This is a genomic window from Desulfuromonas carbonis, from assembly GCF_054658035.1.
In genome coordinates this window covers 648,562-665,580 of record NZ_BAAHXR010000003.1, presented here as the reverse complement: position 1 = coordinate 665,580, position 17,019 = coordinate 648,562, and the positions used below count along the sequence as shown (strand labels likewise).

Sequence of the window (17,019 nt, the reverse complement as noted above, 5' to 3'; positions counted from 1 at the left end):
GCCATCCTCCGCGTGCTGGGGGGTTCGGGTGCTGTCCGTGAAACCTGGTGTTAGCCGTCGATCGCCTCGTTGACCAGGCGTTCCTGTTCCTGCTTGTGCAGGCGGTGCGATCCGACTTCCGGCGCGGCAAGGCGGGGGCGGCCGACGTAGCGCGGGCGGGCCCCGGTCACCTTGGCGAGCAGGTCGTGGATGAAGTTCCAGGCGCCCGCATTCTTCGGTTCCTCCTGCACCCAGGTAAAGCGGCATTTCTGCTTGATATACGGGGCCAGAATCTCTTCGAGTTCTACCTGCGGGATCGGGTAGAGCTGTTCGAGGCGGATAATGGCGACCTCCTCCCGTTCCAGCTCGCTGCGTTTGGCCTCCAGGTCGTAAAAAACCTTGCCGCTGCAGAGGAGGACTTCCTTGACCTTCTTCGGCGGTTTTCCCGGCGCGATGACTGGCTGGAAGCTGCCGTCAACCAGTTCCTCCAGGGTCGAGCGGCAGGCAGGCAGGCGAAGCAGGCTCTTCGGGGTGAAAACGATCAGCGGGCGCCGGAAGGGGAGCTTGACCTGGCGCCGCAGCAGGTGAAAGAACTGCGCCGGGGTGCTGGGATAGACGACCTGGAGGTTGTGGTCGGCGCAGAGCTGCAGGTAGCGTTCGATGCGGGCGCTCGAATGTTCCGCCCCCTGCCCCTCGTAGCCGTGGGGGAGGAAGAGGACCAGGCCGCTGGAGCGGTCCCACTTGGTCTCGCTGCTGGTCAAAAACTGGTCGATGATGACCTGGGCGCCATTGGCGAAATCGCCGAATTGCGCCTCCCAGATGGTCAGCCCGTGCGGTGTTTCCAGGGAGTAGCCGTACTCGAAGCCGAGAACTGCGGCTTCGGAAAGCATGCTGTTGTAGACCCGGAAGACCGAATCGTTGTCGGTGACGGTGACCAGGGGGACGTATTGCAGACCGTTCTCGATGTCGATAAGAACGCTATGGCGATGATTGAAGGTGCCGCGGCGCGAATCCTGCCCGGAAAGCCGCACCGAGTGACCTTCGGCGAGGAGATTGGCATAGGCGAGGGTTTCGGCATTTCCCCAGTCGAGGTCATTCCCCTGTTCCACCGCCTCGAGACGTTTTTCGAGCAGTTTGGCAATCTTCGGGTGGGGGTGGAAATTTTCAGGAATGACGGCGAGTTGCCGCGCCAGTTCCCGCAGCCTGGTGGCCTCGACTGCGGTCGCTGGCCGCGCCGGCGACCAGCTGCGCTCGATGCTGCTCCACTTGCCGCGAAAACCGTGGTCAGGGTCCTGGTTGCCCCCCTTGGCCAGGGCTTCCTCGAGCCTCGCCTCGGTCGCCTTCGCGGGCGCTTCGATCTCCTCCGGTTCGAATCCCTGGTCGAGCAACGTCTTTTCATAGAGCTCGTGAACCGGTGGCCTCGCCTTGATCTTGTCGTACATCAGCGGCTGGGTAAAGTAGGGTTCGTCCCCCTCGTTGTGCCCCTGGCGGCGAAAGCAGATGACCTCGATGACGACATCCTTGGCAAAGGTCCGGCGGTAGTCGAGGGCGAGTTCGGCCAGGTAGGTGGCGGCTTCCGGATCTTCGCCGTGGACATGGAAAATCGGCACCATCAGCATCTTGGCGATGTCGGTAGCATAAAAGGTCGAGCGGGCGTCGTGGGGTGCGGTGGTGAAGCCGATCTGGTTGTTGAGGACAACGTGGAGCGTGCCGCCGGTGCCGTACCCTTCAAGCTGCGAGAGGTTGAGGGTCTCGGCGACAACCCCCTGGCCGGCAAACGCGGCATCGCCGTGGATCAGCACCGGCAGGACCAGTTGCGGGCCGTCGGCGCCGTAATGGTCCTGGCGCGCCCGCGCCTTTCCCACCACCACCGGGTCGACCGCCTCGAGGTGGCTGGGGTTGCTGGCCATGGTCAGGTGGATCCGGTTGCCGGCAGCCGATTCGAAGTCGCTGGAGAAGCCCTTGTGGTATTTGACGTCCCCTTCGCCGACGAAGTTGTATTGCAGGTTGTCCTGGAACTCGGCAAAGATGGTGGCGAAGGGCTTGCGGAAGATGTTGGCCAGGACATTGAGGCGGCCGCGATGGGCCATGCCAAGGACCAGGTCGCGACAGCCAAGGGCCGCCGCCTTCTCGACTACCGCGTCAAGCAGCGGGATGATCGTTTCGCCCCCTTCCAGGGAGAAGCGTTTCTGCCCGAGAAAGTTGCGGTGCAGAAAGGTCTCGAAGAGGGTTGCCTCCTGCAGCTTGGCGAGGATCTTCAGCTGGCGCGGACGCTCAAAGCGCGGCCGGTTGCGGATCGGTTCCATCCGGTCCTTGAGCCACTGGCGCTCAGCGGGGTCCTGGATGTGCATGAACTCGACGCCGATGGTGCGGCAGTAGGTGTCGCGCATCACCGCCAGGATTTCACGCAGGGGCGCCCGATCCCTGAGGAAGCGCTTGACGGTGAATTCGGTATCGAGGTCCTCTTCGCTGAGGCCGAAACTCTCCAGGTCGAGCAGCGGGTGACTGGACCGGCAGGGGGAGAGGGGATCGGTGCAGGCAAGCAGGTGGCCGAGGTCGCGGTAGCGATAGAGGAGGGACTGAACCGCCGCTTCCTTGAGGGCTTTGGCACTCCCGGCCGCCGACGTCGGGGTGCCGACCAGTTCAAACCCGCTGAAAAAGGCCTGCCAGTCGGCGCTGACCACGCTGGGGTCCTGGCGCCAGCGCCGATATTGATCATCGAGCCATTGGGAGCTGATATTGTTGAGGATGTTCATCACCACTCCCGGGGTTGGCAACTGGCCATACAGAAGTCCCGGCCGGGGCCGGGACGGCATATACAGGGCTTCATTATAACAGTCCCCTTCGACTGCGCAAATCGTCCCGGGCGCATTTCTGGGGCGCTATTTTTTGTCTCGCGTTGACAGTTGCCGGAAATCTGTTTTCATTTACAGAAACCAACGCTGAAACCCATTCCAAGGAGGATTACCCAATGCCCAAGTTCATGTCGATGATCGCAGCTGGTTGTGCCGGTCTCCTGCTTCTCGCCGGATGTGCGGCCCAACTTTCCACCGAGGAGCGTGCTCTGGTTGATCAGGCGATTGCCGCCGGTCAGAGTGCCGCCGCCTCGTCCGAGAAGGCCGACGCTGCCGCCAACCGCGCCGACGCTGCCGCCAGCCGTGCCGTCAGTGCCGCCAGCAAGGCCGAGGCCGCCGCCCAGGCCGCAACTGCGGCCAAGGATCAGGCCGAGTCTGCCGTCTCGATGGCGGCACAGAGCGCCGAAAAGGCGACCAAGGCTTTTGAGATGGGCCAAAAAAAATAGCAGAAGCAATAGGTTCGCCAGCAGCAGTAAAAAAGCCGCAACCCCTTCACCCGGGGTTGCGGCTTTTTTACTGCTGGTTCCGGATGCCGTCAGCGCCCTGCATCTTGTTCGGTAACGGCCGGAACGAGCGTCACCACCCCCGTTGCTGCCTTCAGTACCTCCCTCTGGGCCGGGGTCGGGTCGGGCAGCGCCGCCGGCCAGGCGCGCTGGTCAGCTCCGCCGGGTTCGCTGAAACGCTTGAGGTAGTCGTCATGGATCTCCAGTAACAGCCCTTGTTCCGTTACGCCAACTTTGTACGGCTGGTAAAGAATGCGCACCGGGGTGCCGATGGCAACCCGCGCGGCGAGATGGGCGATGTCGTCGGCATAGAGTCGGATGCAGCCGTGGCTGACCCGACGCCCGACTCCGTAAGGCCGGTTGGTGCCGTGCAGGCCGACCCTTGGTGCGGAGAGACCGAGCCAGAAGCGGCCGAGGGGATTGTCCGGACCTGGTGGCACCCTCTTTGCCAGCTCCGGCTTCTCCTCCCGCAGGCTGTCCGGTGGGGTCCAGATCGGGTCGAGAACCTTGTTGACGATGGTGTATTCCCCTTCCGGAGTCTCCCAGTCCGGGCGCCCGAGGCCGATGGGATAGATCCGTACCCGCCAATTGTCGCCACTCGCCTCGGCCAGGTACAGACGGAACTCGGCGAGGTTGATGGTGATCCCCGGGGCAATCCCGGCCGGCAGCAGGGCGGCATAGGGGAGGATGATCTCACGGCCGACGCCCGGCAGCCAGGGATCCCGGATGCCGGGGTTGGCTGCAACCAGCGCCTGAAAGCCGAGCCTGGCGCGCAGGCCGATCTCCATCAGGGTCTCGCCGGGGCCGATGACGTAGGGGCGGTCGTGACCGATTTTCACCCCGGGACGGAGTTCGGCGACGGTGCCTTCGGCCGCCAGCCGTGGATACCAGGCGGCGGCAGGTTGGGCCGCGCAGACCAGGAACGCGAAGCACAGAAGCGGGCAGATCGAACGGAACATAGCGGTCAGCAGCGCTCGAAGAGCATCAGGTAAAGATGGTCAGCGACGGCAAGGGGCGGTTGCGGACGAAATCCCCAGGGGGCAATGAGCGTTTCGAGCTGCGCCGGGGCGAGGCGGAGGGCGGCAAAGAGCCGTGCGGGATCGATCAGGTCAAAGCTGCTCTTGCCGGCGGCAATCGGGTTCTGGTGGCGGGAGGACATGGGCGCTACTTCGAAGAGGTCTCGGCGATGACCCGTGCCGGACTGATGAAGGAGATCCCCTGGCCGGAGCGGGCGCCGATCATTACCGCTTCGACCACCGGCGGCTGCACCGGTGTCGCCGCCTGCCAGCGGACGATAAAGCTGGCGCCGAAGCCACCACTGGTATCGGTCTCCTTGATATAGATGCTGTGGCTGGCCAGGGGAGCGAGTTCCAATGGTTTGACCAGGTGCTGCTGAAGGCGCTTTCCCGCCGAGTCGTAGTAGTCGGCCGCGAGGATGCGCAGCGGTTTTTCCGGGTCACAGTTGCGCAGGCTGAGGGTCGCGGCCAGATTGAAGGGAAGACCGCGGTCGCCACTGAAGACGTGGGAATAGACCGGAACGTAAAGGGTCTGCCCCTGGCTGAGAGATTCGGCCTGGCTCGGTCCTCCCGGCAGACCGAGGCCGAGCAGTAGCAGAAGGGTCAGGAGCGCTTGGCGAAGGGGAGGAAGGTTCATGGTCACCTCGTGGCTGGCCGGTTCGGGCCCAGCGGAAACGGAGCAGCGCCACTCCGGCTGGAGTAGCGGTAAAGAGCCGGGGTCAGGACCCGCTGGTCGCGCCAGCGGGGAGGAGCGAGTGGCGTGGCGGCCCCGGGGGGAGCTCGAGCTTGTGTCCTTCGGCATTGACCCGGACAAAGGTGATACGGGTTGAAAAAACCCGGTGCTCGTGACTGGACCCGGGGGCGTCGGCCCAGACCTCGACACTGTAGTTGACCGAGGTTCGCCCCTGGCGGCAGGGAAGGATGACGAAGCGCAGGATCGAACCGTTGTCGACCGGTTCACGAAAGACGATGTCGTCCATCGCCACCGTGACGAAGGTGCAGCCCGGGAAGTCGCGCGAGGCCACCAGCCAGGCGAATTCATCGACCCACTTCAGCAGCGCCCCCCCGAACAGGAAGCCGTGGTGGTTGAGATGCTCGGGGCGAACCAGGGCAAAGGTCTCCATCCGATTACTCCTTGCCGTCAGGCGGGCGGGCGCGGTCCGAATTCGAGGGAGCAGGCCTTGCCTTCCCCCTGGTCGGCGAGACATTCGAGGTAGCGTTCGGCCTGGATTGCCGCCATGGCGCCACTGCCGGCCGCGGTGATCGCCTGGCGGAAGTGGGGGTCCTGGACATCGCCGGCGGCGAAGACCCCCGGGACGCTGGTGGCGGTGAAGTTGCGGGTGATGATGTAGCCCTGGGCATCCAGTTCGAGCTGATCGCGGAAGAGCTCGGTATTCGGCGTGTGGCCGATGGCGATGAAGATCCCGTCGCAGGGGAGGACGTACTCCTCGCCGGTGCCGACATGCCGCAAGCGGGCGCCGGTAACCCCGCTCTGCTGGTCGCCGAGAATGCCGCTGACAACGGTATCCCAGCGCCAGTGAATCTTGTCGTTTTCCATCGCCCGCTGCTGCAGCAGCGGCGTCGCGCGCAGGCTGCCGCGGCGATGAACGACCGTTACCTTGCGGGCAAAGCGGCTCAGAAAGGAGGCCTCTTCCAGGGCGGTGTCGCCGCCGCCGACCACCACAACCTCCTTGTCCCGGTAGAAGAAGGCATCGCAGGTGGCGCAGACCGAAACCCCCCGCCCCATCAGCGACCACTCGTTCTCCAGGCCGAGCATTTTGGGGGAGGCACCGGTCGAGATGATCAGCGTTTTTCCGCGGTAACAGTCCTCCCCCACCCAGACCCGGAACGGCGAAGCATCGAGTTCGACGCGGGTTACCGTCGCTGTCAGCAGGTTGCCGGTGAAGCGGCGCACCTGCTGCTCCATGCGCTGCATCAGCTCGTTGCCGTCGACCCCCTCGGGAAATCCCGGGTAGTTGTCGACCGTCGTCGTCGTGGTTAACTGTCCCCCCGGTTGGGCGCCCTGGATGAGGAGCGGACAGCAGTTGCTGCGCGCCGCGTAGAGGGCGGCGGTGAGCCCCGCCGGGCCGGAACCGAGAATGATATAGCGGTGCACATCGGTCAGGTGATCCATCAAGGAGCCTCGCTGAATTGGCGGTCGGCATGATAGGAGGAGCGGACCAGCGGGCCCGCCTCGATATGGCGGAAGCCGAGGGGGAGCAGCTCCGCGCGCAGCTCGGCGAATTCTTCCGGCGCGACGTAGCGTAGCACCGGGTGATGCTGGCGGGTCGGCGCCAGGTACTGGCCGAGGGTGAGGTAGGCGCAGCCGGCGCTACGCAGGTCCCTGGCCACCGCCAGCAGCTCCGGGCGGGTCTCCCCCAGGCCGAGCATCAGTCCCGACTTGGTCGGGATTTCCGGCGCCAGCCGGCGGGCCGCGGCCAGCAGACCCAGGGAGCGCCGGTAATCGGCCCCCTGACGCGCCGCCGGGTAGAGCCGGGGGACCGTCTCGAGATTGTGGCCGAGCAGGTCGGGTGCGGCAGCGAGAAGGGTTGCCAGGGCGGTCTCGTCGCCGGCCAGATCGGGGATCAGCAGTTCGATGCGGCAGCCTGGGGCTGCCGCGCGAATCGCCGTCGTCACCGCCGCAAAAGCGGCGGCGCCACCATCGGCGAGGTCGTCGCGGGTCACCGAGGTGATCACCGCGTGGCGCAGGCCGAGCTCGGCCACCGCCGTGGCGACTTTGGACGCTTCGGCGGGGTCGGGGGGGAGCGGCGTGCCGGCGCTGACGTTGCAGAAGGCGCAGTCGCGGGTGCAGCGTTCGCCGAGGATCATGAAGGTTGCCGTCCCCTGGCTCCAGCACTCCCCCTGGTTGGGGCAGGCGGCGCTGCGGCAGACGCTGTGCAGCCCCTGCTCGCGATGGTAGCGATCGATGCGTGCATAGTTGGCGCCGCCGGGGAAGCGGACCTTGAGCCAGTCGGGTTTGCGCAGGGGTCGCTTATTCATGGTCTCCAGCGTAATCGATTTGCAGGATGTTGGCAAAGGCGGTGATCAGGGCCTCCTCCACCGCCGCCCATTCTGGCGGCCGACCGAGCTCCCCGGCCAGGGAGGTCATCCGCACTCCATGCAGGCCGCAGGGGACGATGAGGTCGAAACCGGTGAGGTCGGCGCTGAGGTTGAGAGCGAAGCCGTGCCAGGCAATCCAGCGCCGCACCGCGATGCCGATCGAGGCGATCTTGGCGCCGCCGACCCAGACCCCGGTCTTGCCCGGCAGCCGTTCGCCGGGGACGCCGAAGCGCGCGAGGGTGACGATCAGCACTTCTTCCAGTTCACACAGGTAGCGGTGCAGGTCGCGACCGCGGCGATTCAGGTCGACGATCGGGTAGCCGACGAGCTGGCCCGGGCCATGCCAGGTGACGTCTCCACCGCGGTTGCTGGCGGCTACGGTCACGCCGCGACGGACAAGTTCGGCGACCGGTAGCAGGAGATGGTCACCGTCGCTTCCTCGTCCCAAGGTGATCACCGGGTCATGTTCGAGAAGAATCAGCAGGTCTTCCCCGCCCCGGCAACGGGCGGCGACCAGTTCCTCCTGCAACCTGAGCCCATCCTGATAGGACAGGCGTCCCGGGCGCAAGGTGCGAAAGCTGGCAGTGCTCGGGACGGCGGCGGGGCGAGCCATGCGGCCTAACGCCAATGGATGCAGGCGACCGGACAGGCGTCCATGACCTCCTGAATCTCATCCTCGCTGGCGCCGGTCGGATTGTAGACCTCGGCGAGGTCTGCCTCATTCATGCGAAAGACGCCGGGGAGGGTGTCAATGCAGAGGGCGCAGCTGATACAGACTTCCTGGTCGACATAGGAGGTGCGGGCCATGGGGGCTCCTCTTGACAGCGAAAACGCTGGGCCTTCAGACCTTTTCGAAGTTGCTCTTGTCGGCTCCACACAGGGGGCAGACCCAGTCGTCGGGGATATCTTCAAAGGCGGTTCCGGGGGCGACCCCGTTGGCCGGGTCGCCTTCGGCGGGGTCATAGATATAGTCACAGATCAGGCAGCGGTACTTGTCCATCGGGGCCTCCGTGCATGGGGGTTGGTGGTTGATTTCAGAGGCCTCTATTGTAGTCGATCTGCCAGCGCTGGCAAGCGCTGCGGTGGGGGCGACCCGACAATTCATCATTCAAGTTCCGCGGGAGATGCGATATAAAGGTATCCTTCCGGCCCGACTTCCGACCCCTGCGCCCGGGAACCCCTGGTCCGGACGGCAGGGAGTAAAAGCTTCCCTCAACCCCTTCCCCCGGTTGCCTGTTGCATGCGGTGGCCGGCAGTGAGGTCGTCGTTGCACGGTAAGGCAAATTCGATTTTGCACGACGGCCTGGCGGCGGCATGGCCGATCTGCTTCGGCTATTTCCCGATTGGCCTGGCGCTCGGCGTCCTGGGTCAGCAGGCCGGTCTCGGCCCGGCCGCGGTCGCCCTGATGTCGGCCCTGGTCTTTGCCGGCAGTGCCCAGTTCATCGCCGTTGCCATGCTCGGCAGCGGCGCCTCGGTCACAGCGATCATCCTGACGACCTTTATCGTCAACCTCCGCCACCTGCTGATGAGCTCGGCCCTTGCCGTCCCCCTGCGCGGGGTCTCCCGCCCTTTTCTGCTCCTCTTCGCCTACGGCATCACCGATGAAAGCTTCGCGGTCAACATGACCCGCTTTCGGCAGGGCGCCTGGGACCGCTGGCGGGCCCTGGTGGTGCATCATGCCGCCAACTCCAGTTGGATCGCGGCCACCCTTCTCGGTGCCCTGGTGGGGAACCTGATCCCGCAGGGGGCATTCGGCATCGATTATGCCTTGCCGGCGATGTTCATCGCCCTGCTGGTGCTGCAGCTGCGCAGTCGGATTCATCTTTTGACCGGCCTTTTCGCCGCCGCCGGCGCGGTAGGATGGAAGCTGCTGGTACCCGGCGGCACCTACATCGTCGTTGCCGCCGTCGCGGCCGCTACCGCCGGCTATCTGCTGCGCCGTCGCCGCGAGGTTCGGCGATGAGCCCGGTCGGATACCTGCTGCTCCTGCTCGGCATGGGGGCAGTGACCTACCTCCCGCGGCTGCTGCCGCTGCTCTTTCTCTCCCAGCGCACTCTGCCGCGCTGGCTGGTGGAATGGCTGGAGCTGATCCCGGTGGCGATTCTTGCCGCCCTGCTCGCGCCGGCCCTGCTGGTCGATGACGGCGCCGGGCGCATCGACCTGCTACGCCCACAGCTTTGGGTTGCCGTCCCGACCTTTTATGTCGCCTGGCGGAGTCGTTCCCTCGGTGGGACGGTCGTTGCCGGGATGGGGCTCTTCTGGCTCCTCGGCTGGTGCGCCGGTTAGCGGGGCGCCGCTGGCGTTTTCTGATGAAGAAGGGCGGCGGATCCCGGGATCCGCCGCCCTTGTGGCGCCATCGTTCTGAAAGGGGAGGCTTAGATCAGCGCGAGGAGCTCTTTGACCGTCTTTTCGATGCCGTCGGCCGCTTCGCTGATGCGGCCGGCGAGCATATAGGCGGGGGAGGTGACGATCTTGTTCTTGCGGTCGATGACGAACTCGCGAACCGGGCAGTCCTGGTGGGTGGCGCCCATCGTCTCCAGCGCCTCGGCGGTCGCGGCGTCCGTCCCGATCGTTACCGTCGGGGTGAGCTTTTCGCCGCCGAGGACCCGCGCCACCAGCGCCGGGGCGATGCAGACCGCGGCGAGGGGCTTCTTCGCCTGGATCGTCTCGCGCAGCAGCCGGGAGACCTCGGGGTTGACATCACACTCGGCCCCCTTGACGGCAAAATTGCACAGATTCTTGGCGGCGCCGAACCCGCCGGGGAGGATCAGGGCGTCGAAGTCGGTGACCCGCACCGTCTTGATGTCGCGGATCTGGCCGCGTGCGATGCGCGCTGATTCGACCAGGACATTGCGGCTCTCGCCGGCGGCGACCTCGCCGCTGAGGTGGTTGACGACATGCATCTGCGCCACGTCGGGCGCCATGCAGACCGCCTCGGCGCCGGCCCGGTCGAGAGCCAGCAGGGTGATGACCGCTTCCTGAATTTCGCTGCCGTCGTAGACGCCGCAGCCGGAGAGGATGACACCGACTTTTGCCATGACAAAAACCTCCGTGCTCGAGGGATGGGGCAGGGCAGGGGACTGGAAAAGAGTAGAAAATTGGCCGCGGATGTCAAGGGTTCCGGTTCAGTTCAGTCCCGGGAGTAGACCACCGCGACCGCCCGCGGCCGTTTGCTGCCGACGGCGACATAGCCATGGGGTTCGGTGGAGTCGTAGTAGACCGAATCGCCGGGGTGCATGGTCATGACCTGCTCGCCGTAATGGAGTTCGAGATCGCCCTCCAGCAGAAACAGGAACTCTTCGCCCTGGTGGCTGACCAGCAGTTCCTCCTGCCAGTCGCGGGCGTCAAACTCAACCAGGAACGGCTCCATGTTGCGCTGACGCTTGCCGGCAGCGAGGGAGTGGTAACGGTAGGGGGGGGCGGCGGGGTCGCTGTTGCCGCGGCGGGGCTGGGGCTGGCGATCGGCGGCGCGCACCAGGATACACTTTTCGCTGTCCCCTTCCTCCTGGAAGAAGTGGTGAAGGTTGACCCGCAATGCCTTGGCGATGCGCAGCAGGGTGGCGAGGGGCGGGATCACCTGGTCGTTCTCGACCTGCGACAGCAGCGGCTTGGAAAGACCGGTCCCGTCGGCGAGCTGCTGCAGCGTCAGGCGCTGTTCCTGGCGCAGGCGCCGGACCTTGCGGCCGATCTGCAGTTCCTTGACTTCTTCGCGAATGTTATCCATAGCCTGGCCTCGCAGGGGTTTGACAATTTACTACCTGCGGCGGGGGGTGAAGTCAAGGTCTTTGTCGCGCCTTGCGACGCCGGCTGGGTTTTCTCCTCCGGCTGTGCTATTCTCCCCGGACTCCCCGAGGAAGGCGAACAATCATGGAACCGGACCGGCACCTCTCCACCCTGCGCGGTGTACTCTTCGACCTCGACGGCACCCTGCTGCAGGTCGACATGGGCGAATTTATCCCCGCCTATATCGGCCGGCTCGGCAGCCATTTTGCGGACCAGGTGGCGCCGGATCGCTTTGCCCGGACGCTGCGCGCCGCGATCCACGCCCTGCTCGCCGGTGAGGGGGAGGGGAAGAACAATGAAGAGCGTCTGCTGGCCATTCTGGAGCAGCAGACCGGGCTCGCCGCTGCGCACTTTTTCGACCGTTTCCAGGCCTTTGTGAGCGACGGCCTTGCCGAATTGGCCCCGTTGGTAAGGGGACTGCCGCTGGCTCGGACAATCCTGCAACGGGCCTTTGACCGCGGGCTGAAGGTGGCCATTGCCACCAACCCGGTCTTCCCCCGGGCCGTCGTCGCGGCCCGGCTGGCCTGGGGCGGACTTGCCGAATTCCCCTTTGACCTGGTGACGACTATCGAAAACAGCCGCTACTGCAAGCCGCAGCCCGACTATTTTCGGGATGTCGCCGCCGAAATCGGCCTTGCGCCGGAAGAGTGCCTGATGGTCGGCAACGACACCAGTCATGACCTCGCCGCGCGCCAGGTCGGCATGCCGACCTTCCTGGTCGATACCTGGCTGGTCGATCGCAACAACGGCCATTTTGCCTGTGACTTCCGCGGTGGCCACCCGGACCTCTTCCGTTTCCTGGGCCGGCTCGGCGCAAGCCGTCGAATGAATTGACAGAATCGTGATTTTCCGCTAGTCTGCGCACTGGTTGCGACAGTGGCAGGGCCGTGGCTACCGACGGCCGGCGGACTCTTTGTAAACCGCCAACCTTCAATCAGGGGAGGATGCATGGCCAGGCTTGTGGACAATCCCGATCTCGCCTTCCGCTTGGCGCGGGCGATTGTCTCGGATATCGCCCTCTACAACCAGGAGAAGGTCCGCGACGGCATCAAGAACGACAATATTTTCGATCTGCTGGCGGAAGAACTCCAGGAAGGCCGGGAACATTTCAACGGTCGGGTCTCGCCGGAGATGAAGGAACGCGACCACCTCTTCGACCGCGCCGTGGTCGATGTCATGATCCGCCAGGCTGGAAAGATCGAAAGCTCGATCTGGTAGATGCCCGCCCATCGCCTCCTTGAGTTTCCCCCGGGGCGGGCCCCGGAGCGGCTCGACCGCTTCCTGGCCGAGGCGCTCCCCGAGCTGACCCGCTCCCAGCTTAAACGATTGATCGACGATGAGCAGGTCCTGCTCGCCGCCGCCCCGGTCAAGGCCGGATTGAAATTACGCGGCGGTGAACGGCTCAGTGTCAACCTGCCGCAGCCCCAGCCGCTTGCGGCCCAGCCGGAAGCGATTCCGCTTACCGTCCTTTACGAAGACGCCCACCTGATCGTGATTGATAAGCCGGCCGGGTTGGTGGTGCATCCGGCCCCGGGACACCAGGGCGGTACCCTGGTCAATGCCCTGCTGCACCACTGTCACGATCTGGCCGGAATCGGCGGCAGCCTGCGCCCGGGTATTGTCCACCGCCTCGACAAGGAAACCTCCGGGGTGCTGGTCGCCACCAAGGACGATGCCACCCACAACAGCCTTGCCCGCCAGTTCAAGCTGCACACCATCAACCGTCGCTATCTGGCCCTGGTTCATGGCTGCCCGGAGGCGGAGAGCGGTACCATCGATCAGGCCATCGGCCGCCATCCGGTCGAACGCAAGAAGATGAGCAGCGCCACCCGCAGCGGACGCCGCGCCGTGACGCACTGGCGCGTTCGCGAGCGTTTTTTCGGCCCGCGCCTCGCCCTGCTCGAACTGCGGCTCGAAACCGGGCGTACCCACCAGATCCGGGTCCATCTCTCGGAGCAGGGATTCCCGGTGGTCGGCGATCCGGTCTACGGTCGTCCGGGGCGCTTGCGCAACACCGCCGACCCCCAGTTGCGGACAATGCTCACGCAATTGCACCGCCAGTTTCTCCATGCCCGGTTGCTCGGCTTCGTACACCCGGTCACCGGCAGCTACATGGAGTTTGAAAGCCCGCTGCCGGAGGACCTTGCCGGCATTCTGGCCTACCTCGAAAAGATCTCCCGGAGCGCCGCCCAGGGGGCGACGCCCCCCGACTGAACGGAGTCTGCCACCATGAAACTTGCCCGTCAGGGAAAGATCAACTACCTGCAACCATCCTGGGCCGCCGGGGCGCATCCGGTTCAGGCCGGGTTTACCACCCGCAACGGCGGGGTCAGTCGGCCGCCCTTCAATTCGCTGAACCTGGGACTCAACACCGAGGATCTGCGCTCCAGCGTGGAAGGGAATCGCTCGACCCTGGCCCGCGCCTTTGGGTTGCAACCCCACATGCTCCTCACCGTGAAGCAGGTGCATGGCAGCGATATCCTGGTTATCGACCAGCCCAACCCCGATCTCTCCCATTTCCTCGGTGTCGAGTGCGACGCGATCATCACCGACCGTCCGGGGATCATGATCGGGGTTCTTGTCGCCGACTGTTTTCCGGTCCTCCTCTATGATCCGCAGCATCAGGTGGCGGCCGCCGTTCATGTCGGCTGGCGCGGTGCCGCCGCCGGCATTATCGGCCGCACGGTCGCCTCGATGAGTAACCTCTTTGGTTGCCGCCCCGAGGAGCTGCAGGGGGCCATCGGCCCCGGCATCGGCAGCCACCGCTACGAGGTCGACCGCCCGGTCCGGGAAGCGTTTCGCAGTGGCAGTGGCCATTGGGAGGCGATCGCCAAGGAGATCGGGCTTGGCAAATGGCACCTCGATCTGCGCGCCAGCTGTCAGCTGCAGTTGGAGGAAGCCGGCCTCGCCGGGCAGCGGATAACGGCGGTGGAGGAGTGTACCTGCTGCCACCGGGAGCTCTTTTTTTCCTATCGTCGGGACAACGGCCAGACCGGGCGGCAGCTCGGCTTTATCCGTTTGCAACAACGCTGACGCTTTGCACCGGCTCCGTTGCCGGCGCCAGGGCGGGGGGAGACGAGAGATTTTATGGCGGGCGAGCGAATTCTGGTCATCGATGATGCCGAGGGTGTGCGCAAGCTGCTGCGGGCCAGCCTCGCCAAGGAGGGATTTGCCGCCCGCTTTGCCGGGAGCGGCGAGGAGGGCCTGGAAGCCGTTCGGCGGGAGCTTCCCGATCTGATTCTCCTCGACCTGATGCTGCCGGCCATGGATGGGCTGGAGGTCTGCCGCCGCCTCAAAGCGGAGCCGCGCAGTCGCGCGGTGCCGGTCATCATGCTGACCGGCCGTGGCGAAGAGGCGGACATGGTTCGCGGCCTGGAACTGGGGGCGGACGACTACATCGTCAAGCCCTTCAGCCCCCGGGTCTTGATCGCCAGGCTGCGGGCGGTCCTGCGCCGTCGTAGCGAAGAACAGGGGGAGGAAGCGGCCACCCTTCGTCTGCATGATCTGGTCATCGATCCGACCCGCGGCGAGGTCAGGGCCGGGGAAGAGCTGGTCCCCCTGTCGCACCCGGAATTCCGCTTTCTGCAGTTGCTGGCAGCCTCCCTCCAGGACGCCGAATCGGGCGCCACCTTCCCCGCGCCTGCTTCCTCCGGCGCGGATCTGCTCCCCGATCCGGCCTCCCTTCTCGAGCAGGAAGGGATGACCCTCTTCGCGCTGAACCGGCTGGCGGGGATCGCCCCCCTCTTTGACCGCATCCCCGAAAGCCTGCTCCAGCAAAGTCCGTGGCTGGCCTATTATGGCGCGCTGGCGCGCTTTCAATCGAGACGGGGGGATGCGGCTGGTTGTCTCGAAGCCGCCCGCTCCGGTTTTGCCACCGCCGGCAACCGCCCCGGCGAACTTCTTGCGACCGCCCAGATCCTTCTGGTCCAGACCTTGTTCCCCGATGACTCGGGCAGTGCCGCGACCCTCGCGCTGGCTGGCGAGGAACTGGCCGCAGCGCACCTTTCGCAACTTTCCGCCTATGCCCAGATTCACGTTGCCCAGTGCCTCGCCCTGGCCGGCCTCTTCCGCTGTGGAGATGACCCCAGGGTGGCCCACTACCAGGAACTCGCCCTGACCCTTGGCGAGGAACAGGGGCTGACCGGATTCGGCGCCCTGGCCTATTTCTGCAGCGGTTATCAGCTGCTGCGGCGCGGTGACCTGCGTGGCCTGTTGCGTCTTCTGGAAGAGTTCGCGTCGTTGTTGCAGCATCCCCAGACCAGCAGTTGCGAGCGGCTGCTGCTGCGCTTGCTGCAGCTCTATGCGCTGCTGCTGCAGGGAGATGACCTGAACCGGCAACGCCTGCTGCCGCAGCTGGAACATGGGATCGACCCGCGCCTGTTGGAACGCTCCCTGGTTCGCCTCGAACTGGGCCTGCTCGACATTGCCGCTGTTCTGCAGGGGAGCGCCAATCCGCGCGATCTGGACAGCTGCCAGGCCTGGGCGGAGATGGCGCCGCGCCCCTGGGCGCACCGGTTCCTCTCCCTCGGCGCCCTGCTGGCTCTGCGGGAGGGCGACCAGGCCCGGGCTGGTGCCATGCTCGCCGAGGCCCGGTCGCTCCTGGCCTTGTGCAAAAACCCGTTTGATCTGGCCTGGTGCGGACTGTTGCTCGGCGGCGTCGGTTTGCAATTGGACGACGACGACTTCCGTGCCGACCTGATGGCAGCCAGGGCGGCGGCGGCAGGGCTCGGCAATGATTGGCTGGCGGATGCCATCGCGGGGGTTCTGCTCCTCTGCGATCTGCAGGAAGGGGAGGATATAGGGCAGGAACTGGCCGACTGGCTCGCCGCCAGCAGCCGCGCGGGCGGCCTGGCGCTGCGTTTTACCCCGCGGGAGATCCGCCAGCGCCTGCTGGAACCGGCCCTGGCTCGTGATCGACGGGCGGCGCGTCCCCTGGCCGCCAGCCTCGACCTGGTGCTAACCGATGGCAACGGGCCGGTGCCGCTCCTCGACGTCCAGACCCTCGGCGGCATTGCGATCCGTCGCGGTACCCGCACCGTAATCCCCGCCGAAGCCCTGACGCCGGCCCAGCGGGAACTCCTGGCGCTGCTGGTGTCGGTCCCGGAAATGAAGCTCAGTCAGGAGGAGGTGCAGCTCGATTTCTGGCCCGACAGCCCACCGGAAAAGGCCCGTTCCAGTTTCGATTCATTGCTGTTGCGCTTGCGCAAGACCCTCGATACCGCCCTGGCTCCCTTTTCCGCCCGGGATTGCCTGCAACTGCAGAAGGGGATCCTCTGCCTGGAAAATGTCCGTGTCGATGCCCGCATCTTTGCCGGGGAGGTCCGGCTTGGTCTCGACCTGGTCCAGCGCCGGGAATACTGGCAGGCCGGCAATGCCTTTGCCCGGGCTCATGCGCTCTGGAAAGGGCCTTTTATGCCTGGTTCGAGTGCCCGTGACCTGGCAACCGGCTACCGGGAGGAACTCGACCTCCTCTTCGTGGTCGGCATGCAGAACTGGGCGGAGCTGCTGATCGATTCCGGCCAGATCGAGGCCGCCACCGAAATTCTGCTGCAGGCGCTGCGTACCGATCGAACCAACGACAAGCTGGTCAGGACGCTCTGCCGTTGCCATTTGCGGACCAACAACCCCCTCAAGGCGCGCCAGGTGATGCAGGACTATGCGGCGACCCTGCGTCGGGAGGCCTATTCCAGCGAAGAAATCGACCAGATCCTGGCCACCTTTCCGACCCTGCTCCGGCAAAATTCTCCCCCCGCTTAACTCCTGCCAGAAAATAATTTTTAAAAAAATTCAGGTTCACCCGGCTGGCGTGAGAATTTTGTCAGA

General features: G+C 65.3%; 20 protein-coding genes. 8 read left to right on the top strand and 12 right to left on the bottom strand.

What is annotated here, in order from left to right:
- Positions 1-50 precede the first annotated feature (50 nt).
- A complete protein-coding gene (locus ACYQ8E_RS10000; protein WP_066728773.1) occupies positions 51-2,735 on the bottom strand; it encodes a 2-oxoglutarate dehydrogenase E1 component in 2,685 nt (894 codons plus the stop codon).
- 215 nt (positions 2,736-2,950) lie between these two features.
- Here ACYQ8E_RS10000 and ACYQ8E_RS09995 point away from each other — a divergent pair, with 215 nt between their 5' ends.
- Positions 2,951-3,280 (top strand): hypothetical protein, encoded by a 330-nt coding sequence (locus tag ACYQ8E_RS09995; protein WP_066728771.1) that lies wholly within the window; start codon positions 2,951-2,953, stop codon positions 3,278-3,280.
- Positions 3,281-3,369: 89 nt separating this feature from the next.
- On the opposite strand, the gene ACYQ8E_RS09990 is transcribed toward ACYQ8E_RS09995, so the two are convergent.
- The 9 genes from ACYQ8E_RS09990 to rd form a co-directional block, all read right to left on the bottom strand.
- Positions 3,370-4,296, bottom strand: coding sequence for a L,D-transpeptidase family protein (locus ACYQ8E_RS09990; RefSeq protein WP_066728770.1), 927 nt, complete (start codon positions 4,294-4,296; stop codon positions 3,370-3,372).
- 5 nt (positions 4,297-4,301) lie between these two features.
- The gene (locus ACYQ8E_RS09985; RefSeq protein ID WP_066728769.1) at positions 4,302-4,496 is read right to left on the bottom strand and encodes a hypothetical protein; all 195 of its coding nucleotides are present in this window, start codon (positions 4,494-4,496) and stop codon (positions 4,302-4,304) included.
- A gap of 5 nt (positions 4,497-4,501) precedes the next feature.
- Positions 4,502-4,990: a DUF3124 domain-containing protein gene (locus ACYQ8E_RS09980; protein ID WP_066728768.1), complete on the bottom strand. Its 489-nt coding sequence runs from the start codon at positions 4,988-4,990 to the stop codon at positions 4,502-4,504.
- Positions 4,991-5,072: 82 nt separating this feature from the next.
- On the bottom strand, positions 5,073-5,477 hold the full coding sequence (locus ACYQ8E_RS09975; protein WP_066728767.1) for an acyl-CoA thioesterase: 405 nt from the start codon (positions 5,475-5,477) through the stop codon (positions 5,073-5,075).
- A gap of 17 nt (positions 5,478-5,494) precedes the next feature.
- Positions 5,495-6,487 carry a thioredoxin-disulfide reductase gene (gene trxB / locus ACYQ8E_RS09970; protein ID WP_066728765.1) on the bottom strand — a complete coding sequence of 331 codons (993 nt, stop codon included), beginning with the start codon at positions 6,485-6,487 and terminating at the stop codon, positions 5,495-5,497.
- Positions 6,487-7,353, bottom strand: a complete 867-nt coding sequence (gene lipA, locus ACYQ8E_RS09965) for a lipoyl synthase (protein ID WP_066728763.1) — start codon at positions 7,351-7,353, stop codon at positions 6,487-6,489. The genes trxB and lipA overlap by 1 nt, the downstream gene beginning before the upstream one ends.
- Positions 7,346-8,026 carry a lipoyl(octanoyl) transferase LipB gene (gene lipB, locus ACYQ8E_RS09960; RefSeq protein WP_066729879.1) on the bottom strand — a complete coding sequence of 227 codons (681 nt, stop codon included), beginning with the start codon at positions 8,024-8,026 and terminating at the stop codon, positions 7,346-7,348. The genes lipA and lipB overlap by 8 nt, the downstream gene beginning before the upstream one ends.
- Positions 8,027-8,031: 5 nt before the next feature.
- Positions 8,032-8,220, bottom strand: a complete 189-nt coding sequence (locus ACYQ8E_RS09955; RefSeq protein WP_066728761.1) for a ferredoxin — start codon at positions 8,218-8,220, stop codon at positions 8,032-8,034.
- A 34-nt stretch (positions 8,221-8,254) separates the two neighbouring features.
- A complete protein-coding gene (gene rd / locus ACYQ8E_RS09950; protein ID WP_066728754.1) occupies positions 8,255-8,413 on the bottom strand; it encodes a rubredoxin in 159 nt (52 codons plus the stop codon).
- Positions 8,414-8,680: 267 nt separating this feature from the next.
- Between rd and ACYQ8E_RS09945 the strand changes: the two genes are divergently transcribed.
- Together ACYQ8E_RS09945 and ACYQ8E_RS09940 are read left to right on the top strand one after the other, a co-directional pair.
- Positions 8,681-9,376 (top strand): AzlC family ABC transporter permease, encoded by a 696-nt coding sequence (locus tag ACYQ8E_RS09945; RefSeq protein WP_231875347.1) that lies wholly within the window; start codon positions 8,681-8,683, stop codon positions 9,374-9,376.
- Positions 9,373-9,699 carry an AzlD domain-containing protein gene (locus tag ACYQ8E_RS09940; RefSeq protein ID WP_066728751.1) on the top strand — a complete coding sequence of 109 codons (327 nt, stop codon included), beginning with the start codon at positions 9,373-9,375 and terminating at the stop codon, positions 9,697-9,699. Before ACYQ8E_RS09945 ends, ACYQ8E_RS09940 begins: the two co-directional genes overlap by 4 nt.
- Before the next feature lie 89 nt (positions 9,700-9,788).
- On the opposite strand, the gene elbB is transcribed toward ACYQ8E_RS09940, so the two are convergent.
- Together elbB and ACYQ8E_RS09930 are read right to left on the bottom strand one after the other, a co-directional pair.
- Complete coding sequence (elbB, locus tag ACYQ8E_RS09935; protein ID WP_066728749.1) at positions 9,789-10,451, bottom strand: isoprenoid biosynthesis glyoxalase ElbB; 663 nt, start codon at positions 10,449-10,451, stop codon at positions 9,789-9,791.
- 92 nt (positions 10,452-10,543) lie between these two features.
- A complete protein-coding gene (locus ACYQ8E_RS09930) occupies positions 10,544-11,137 on the bottom strand; it encodes a helix-turn-helix domain-containing protein (protein WP_066728747.1) in 594 nt (197 codons plus the stop codon).
- 143 nt (positions 11,138-11,280) lie between these two features.
- On the opposite strand from ACYQ8E_RS09930, the gene ACYQ8E_RS09925 reads away from it, so the two are divergent.
- From ACYQ8E_RS09925 to ACYQ8E_RS09905, 5 genes are all read left to right on the top strand, one after another.
- Entirely contained in the window at positions 11,281-12,030 is a 750-nt protein-coding gene (locus ACYQ8E_RS09925) for an HAD family hydrolase (protein ID WP_066728745.1), read from the top strand.
- Between the two features lie 114 nt (positions 12,031-12,144).
- Positions 12,145-12,414, top strand: a complete 270-nt coding sequence (locus ACYQ8E_RS09920; RefSeq protein WP_066728744.1) for a hypothetical protein — start codon at positions 12,145-12,147, stop codon at positions 12,412-12,414.
- A complete protein-coding gene (locus ACYQ8E_RS09915; RefSeq protein ID WP_066728742.1) occupies positions 12,415-13,410 on the top strand; it encodes an RluA family pseudouridine synthase in 996 nt (331 codons plus the stop codon).
- A gap of 15 nt (positions 13,411-13,425) precedes the next feature.
- Positions 13,426-14,229 (top strand): peptidoglycan editing factor PgeF, encoded by an 804-nt coding sequence (gene pgeF, locus ACYQ8E_RS09910; RefSeq protein WP_066728740.1) that lies wholly within the window; start codon positions 13,426-13,428, stop codon positions 14,227-14,229.
- Positions 14,230-14,283: 54 nt separating this feature from the next.
- Positions 14,284-16,953 (top strand): AfsR/SARP family transcriptional regulator, encoded by a 2,670-nt coding sequence (locus ACYQ8E_RS09905; protein ID WP_459860862.1) that lies wholly within the window; start codon positions 14,284-14,286, stop codon positions 16,951-16,953.
- The last annotated feature ends 66 nt before the right edge of the window (positions 16,954-17,019 follow it).

Bases quoted from the DNA above. Each gene is read 5' to 3' on its own strand.
- ACYQ8E_RS10000 (WP_066728773.1), bottom strand. From the start codon at position 2,735: ATGAACATCCTCAACAATATCAGCTCCCAATGGCTCGATGATCAATAT.
- trxB (WP_066728765.1), bottom strand. From the start codon at position 6,487: ATGGATCACCTGACCGATGTGCACCGCTATATCATTCTCGGTTCCGGC.
- ACYQ8E_RS09980 (WP_066728768.1), bottom strand. From the start codon at position 4,990: ATGAACCTTCCTCCCCTTCGCCAAGCGCTCCTGACCCTTCTGCTACTG.
- ACYQ8E_RS09930 (WP_066728747.1), bottom strand. From the start codon at position 11,137: ATGGATAACATTCGCGAAGAAGTCAAGGAACTGCAGATCGGCCGCAAG.
- ACYQ8E_RS09920 (WP_066728744.1), top strand. From the start codon at position 12,145: ATGGCCAGGCTTGTGGACAATCCCGATCTCGCCTTCCGCTTGGCGCGG.
- rd (WP_066728754.1), bottom strand. From the start codon at position 8,413: ATGGACAAGTACCGCTGCCTGATCTGTGACTATATCTATGACCCCGCC.
- elbB (WP_066728749.1), bottom strand. From the start codon at position 10,451: ATGGCAAAAGTCGGTGTCATCCTCTCCGGCTGCGGCGTCTACGACGGC.
- ACYQ8E_RS09955 (WP_066728761.1), bottom strand. From the start codon at position 8,220: ATGGCCCGCACCTCCTATGTCGACCAGGAAGTCTGTATCAGCTGCGCC.
- ACYQ8E_RS09990 (WP_066728770.1), bottom strand. From the start codon at position 4,296: ATGTTCCGTTCGATCTGCCCGCTTCTGTGCTTCGCGTTCCTGGTCTGC.
- lipB (WP_066729879.1), bottom strand. From the start codon at position 8,026: ATGGCTCGCCCCGCCGCCGTCCCGAGCACTGCCAGCTTTCGCACCTTG.
- pgeF (WP_066728740.1), top strand. From the start codon at position 13,426: ATGAAACTTGCCCGTCAGGGAAAGATCAACTACCTGCAACCATCCTGG.
- lipA (WP_066728763.1), bottom strand. From the start codon at position 7,353: ATGAATAAGCGACCCCTGCGCAAACCCGACTGGCTCAAGGTCCGCTTC.
- ACYQ8E_RS09985 (WP_066728769.1), bottom strand. From the start codon at position 4,496: ATGTCCTCCCGCCACCAGAACCCGATTGCCGCCGGCAAGAGCAGCTTT.
- ACYQ8E_RS09995 (WP_066728771.1), top strand. From the start codon at position 2,951: ATGCCCAAGTTCATGTCGATGATCGCAGCTGGTTGTGCCGGTCTCCTG.
- ACYQ8E_RS09975 (WP_066728767.1), bottom strand. From the start codon at position 5,477: ATGGAGACCTTTGCCCTGGTTCGCCCCGAGCATCTCAACCACCACGGC.
- ACYQ8E_RS09915 (WP_066728742.1), top strand. From the start codon at position 12,415: ATGCCCGCCCATCGCCTCCTTGAGTTTCCCCCGGGGCGGGCCCCGGAG.
- ACYQ8E_RS09925 (WP_066728745.1), top strand. From the start codon at position 11,281: ATGGAACCGGACCGGCACCTCTCCACCCTGCGCGGTGTACTCTTCGAC.
- ACYQ8E_RS09940 (WP_066728751.1), top strand. From the start codon at position 9,373: ATGAGCCCGGTCGGATACCTGCTGCTCCTGCTCGGCATGGGGGCAGTG.
- ACYQ8E_RS09905 (WP_459860862.1), top strand. From the start codon at position 14,284: ATGGCGGGCGAGCGAATTCTGGTCATCGATGATGCCGAGGGTGTGCGC.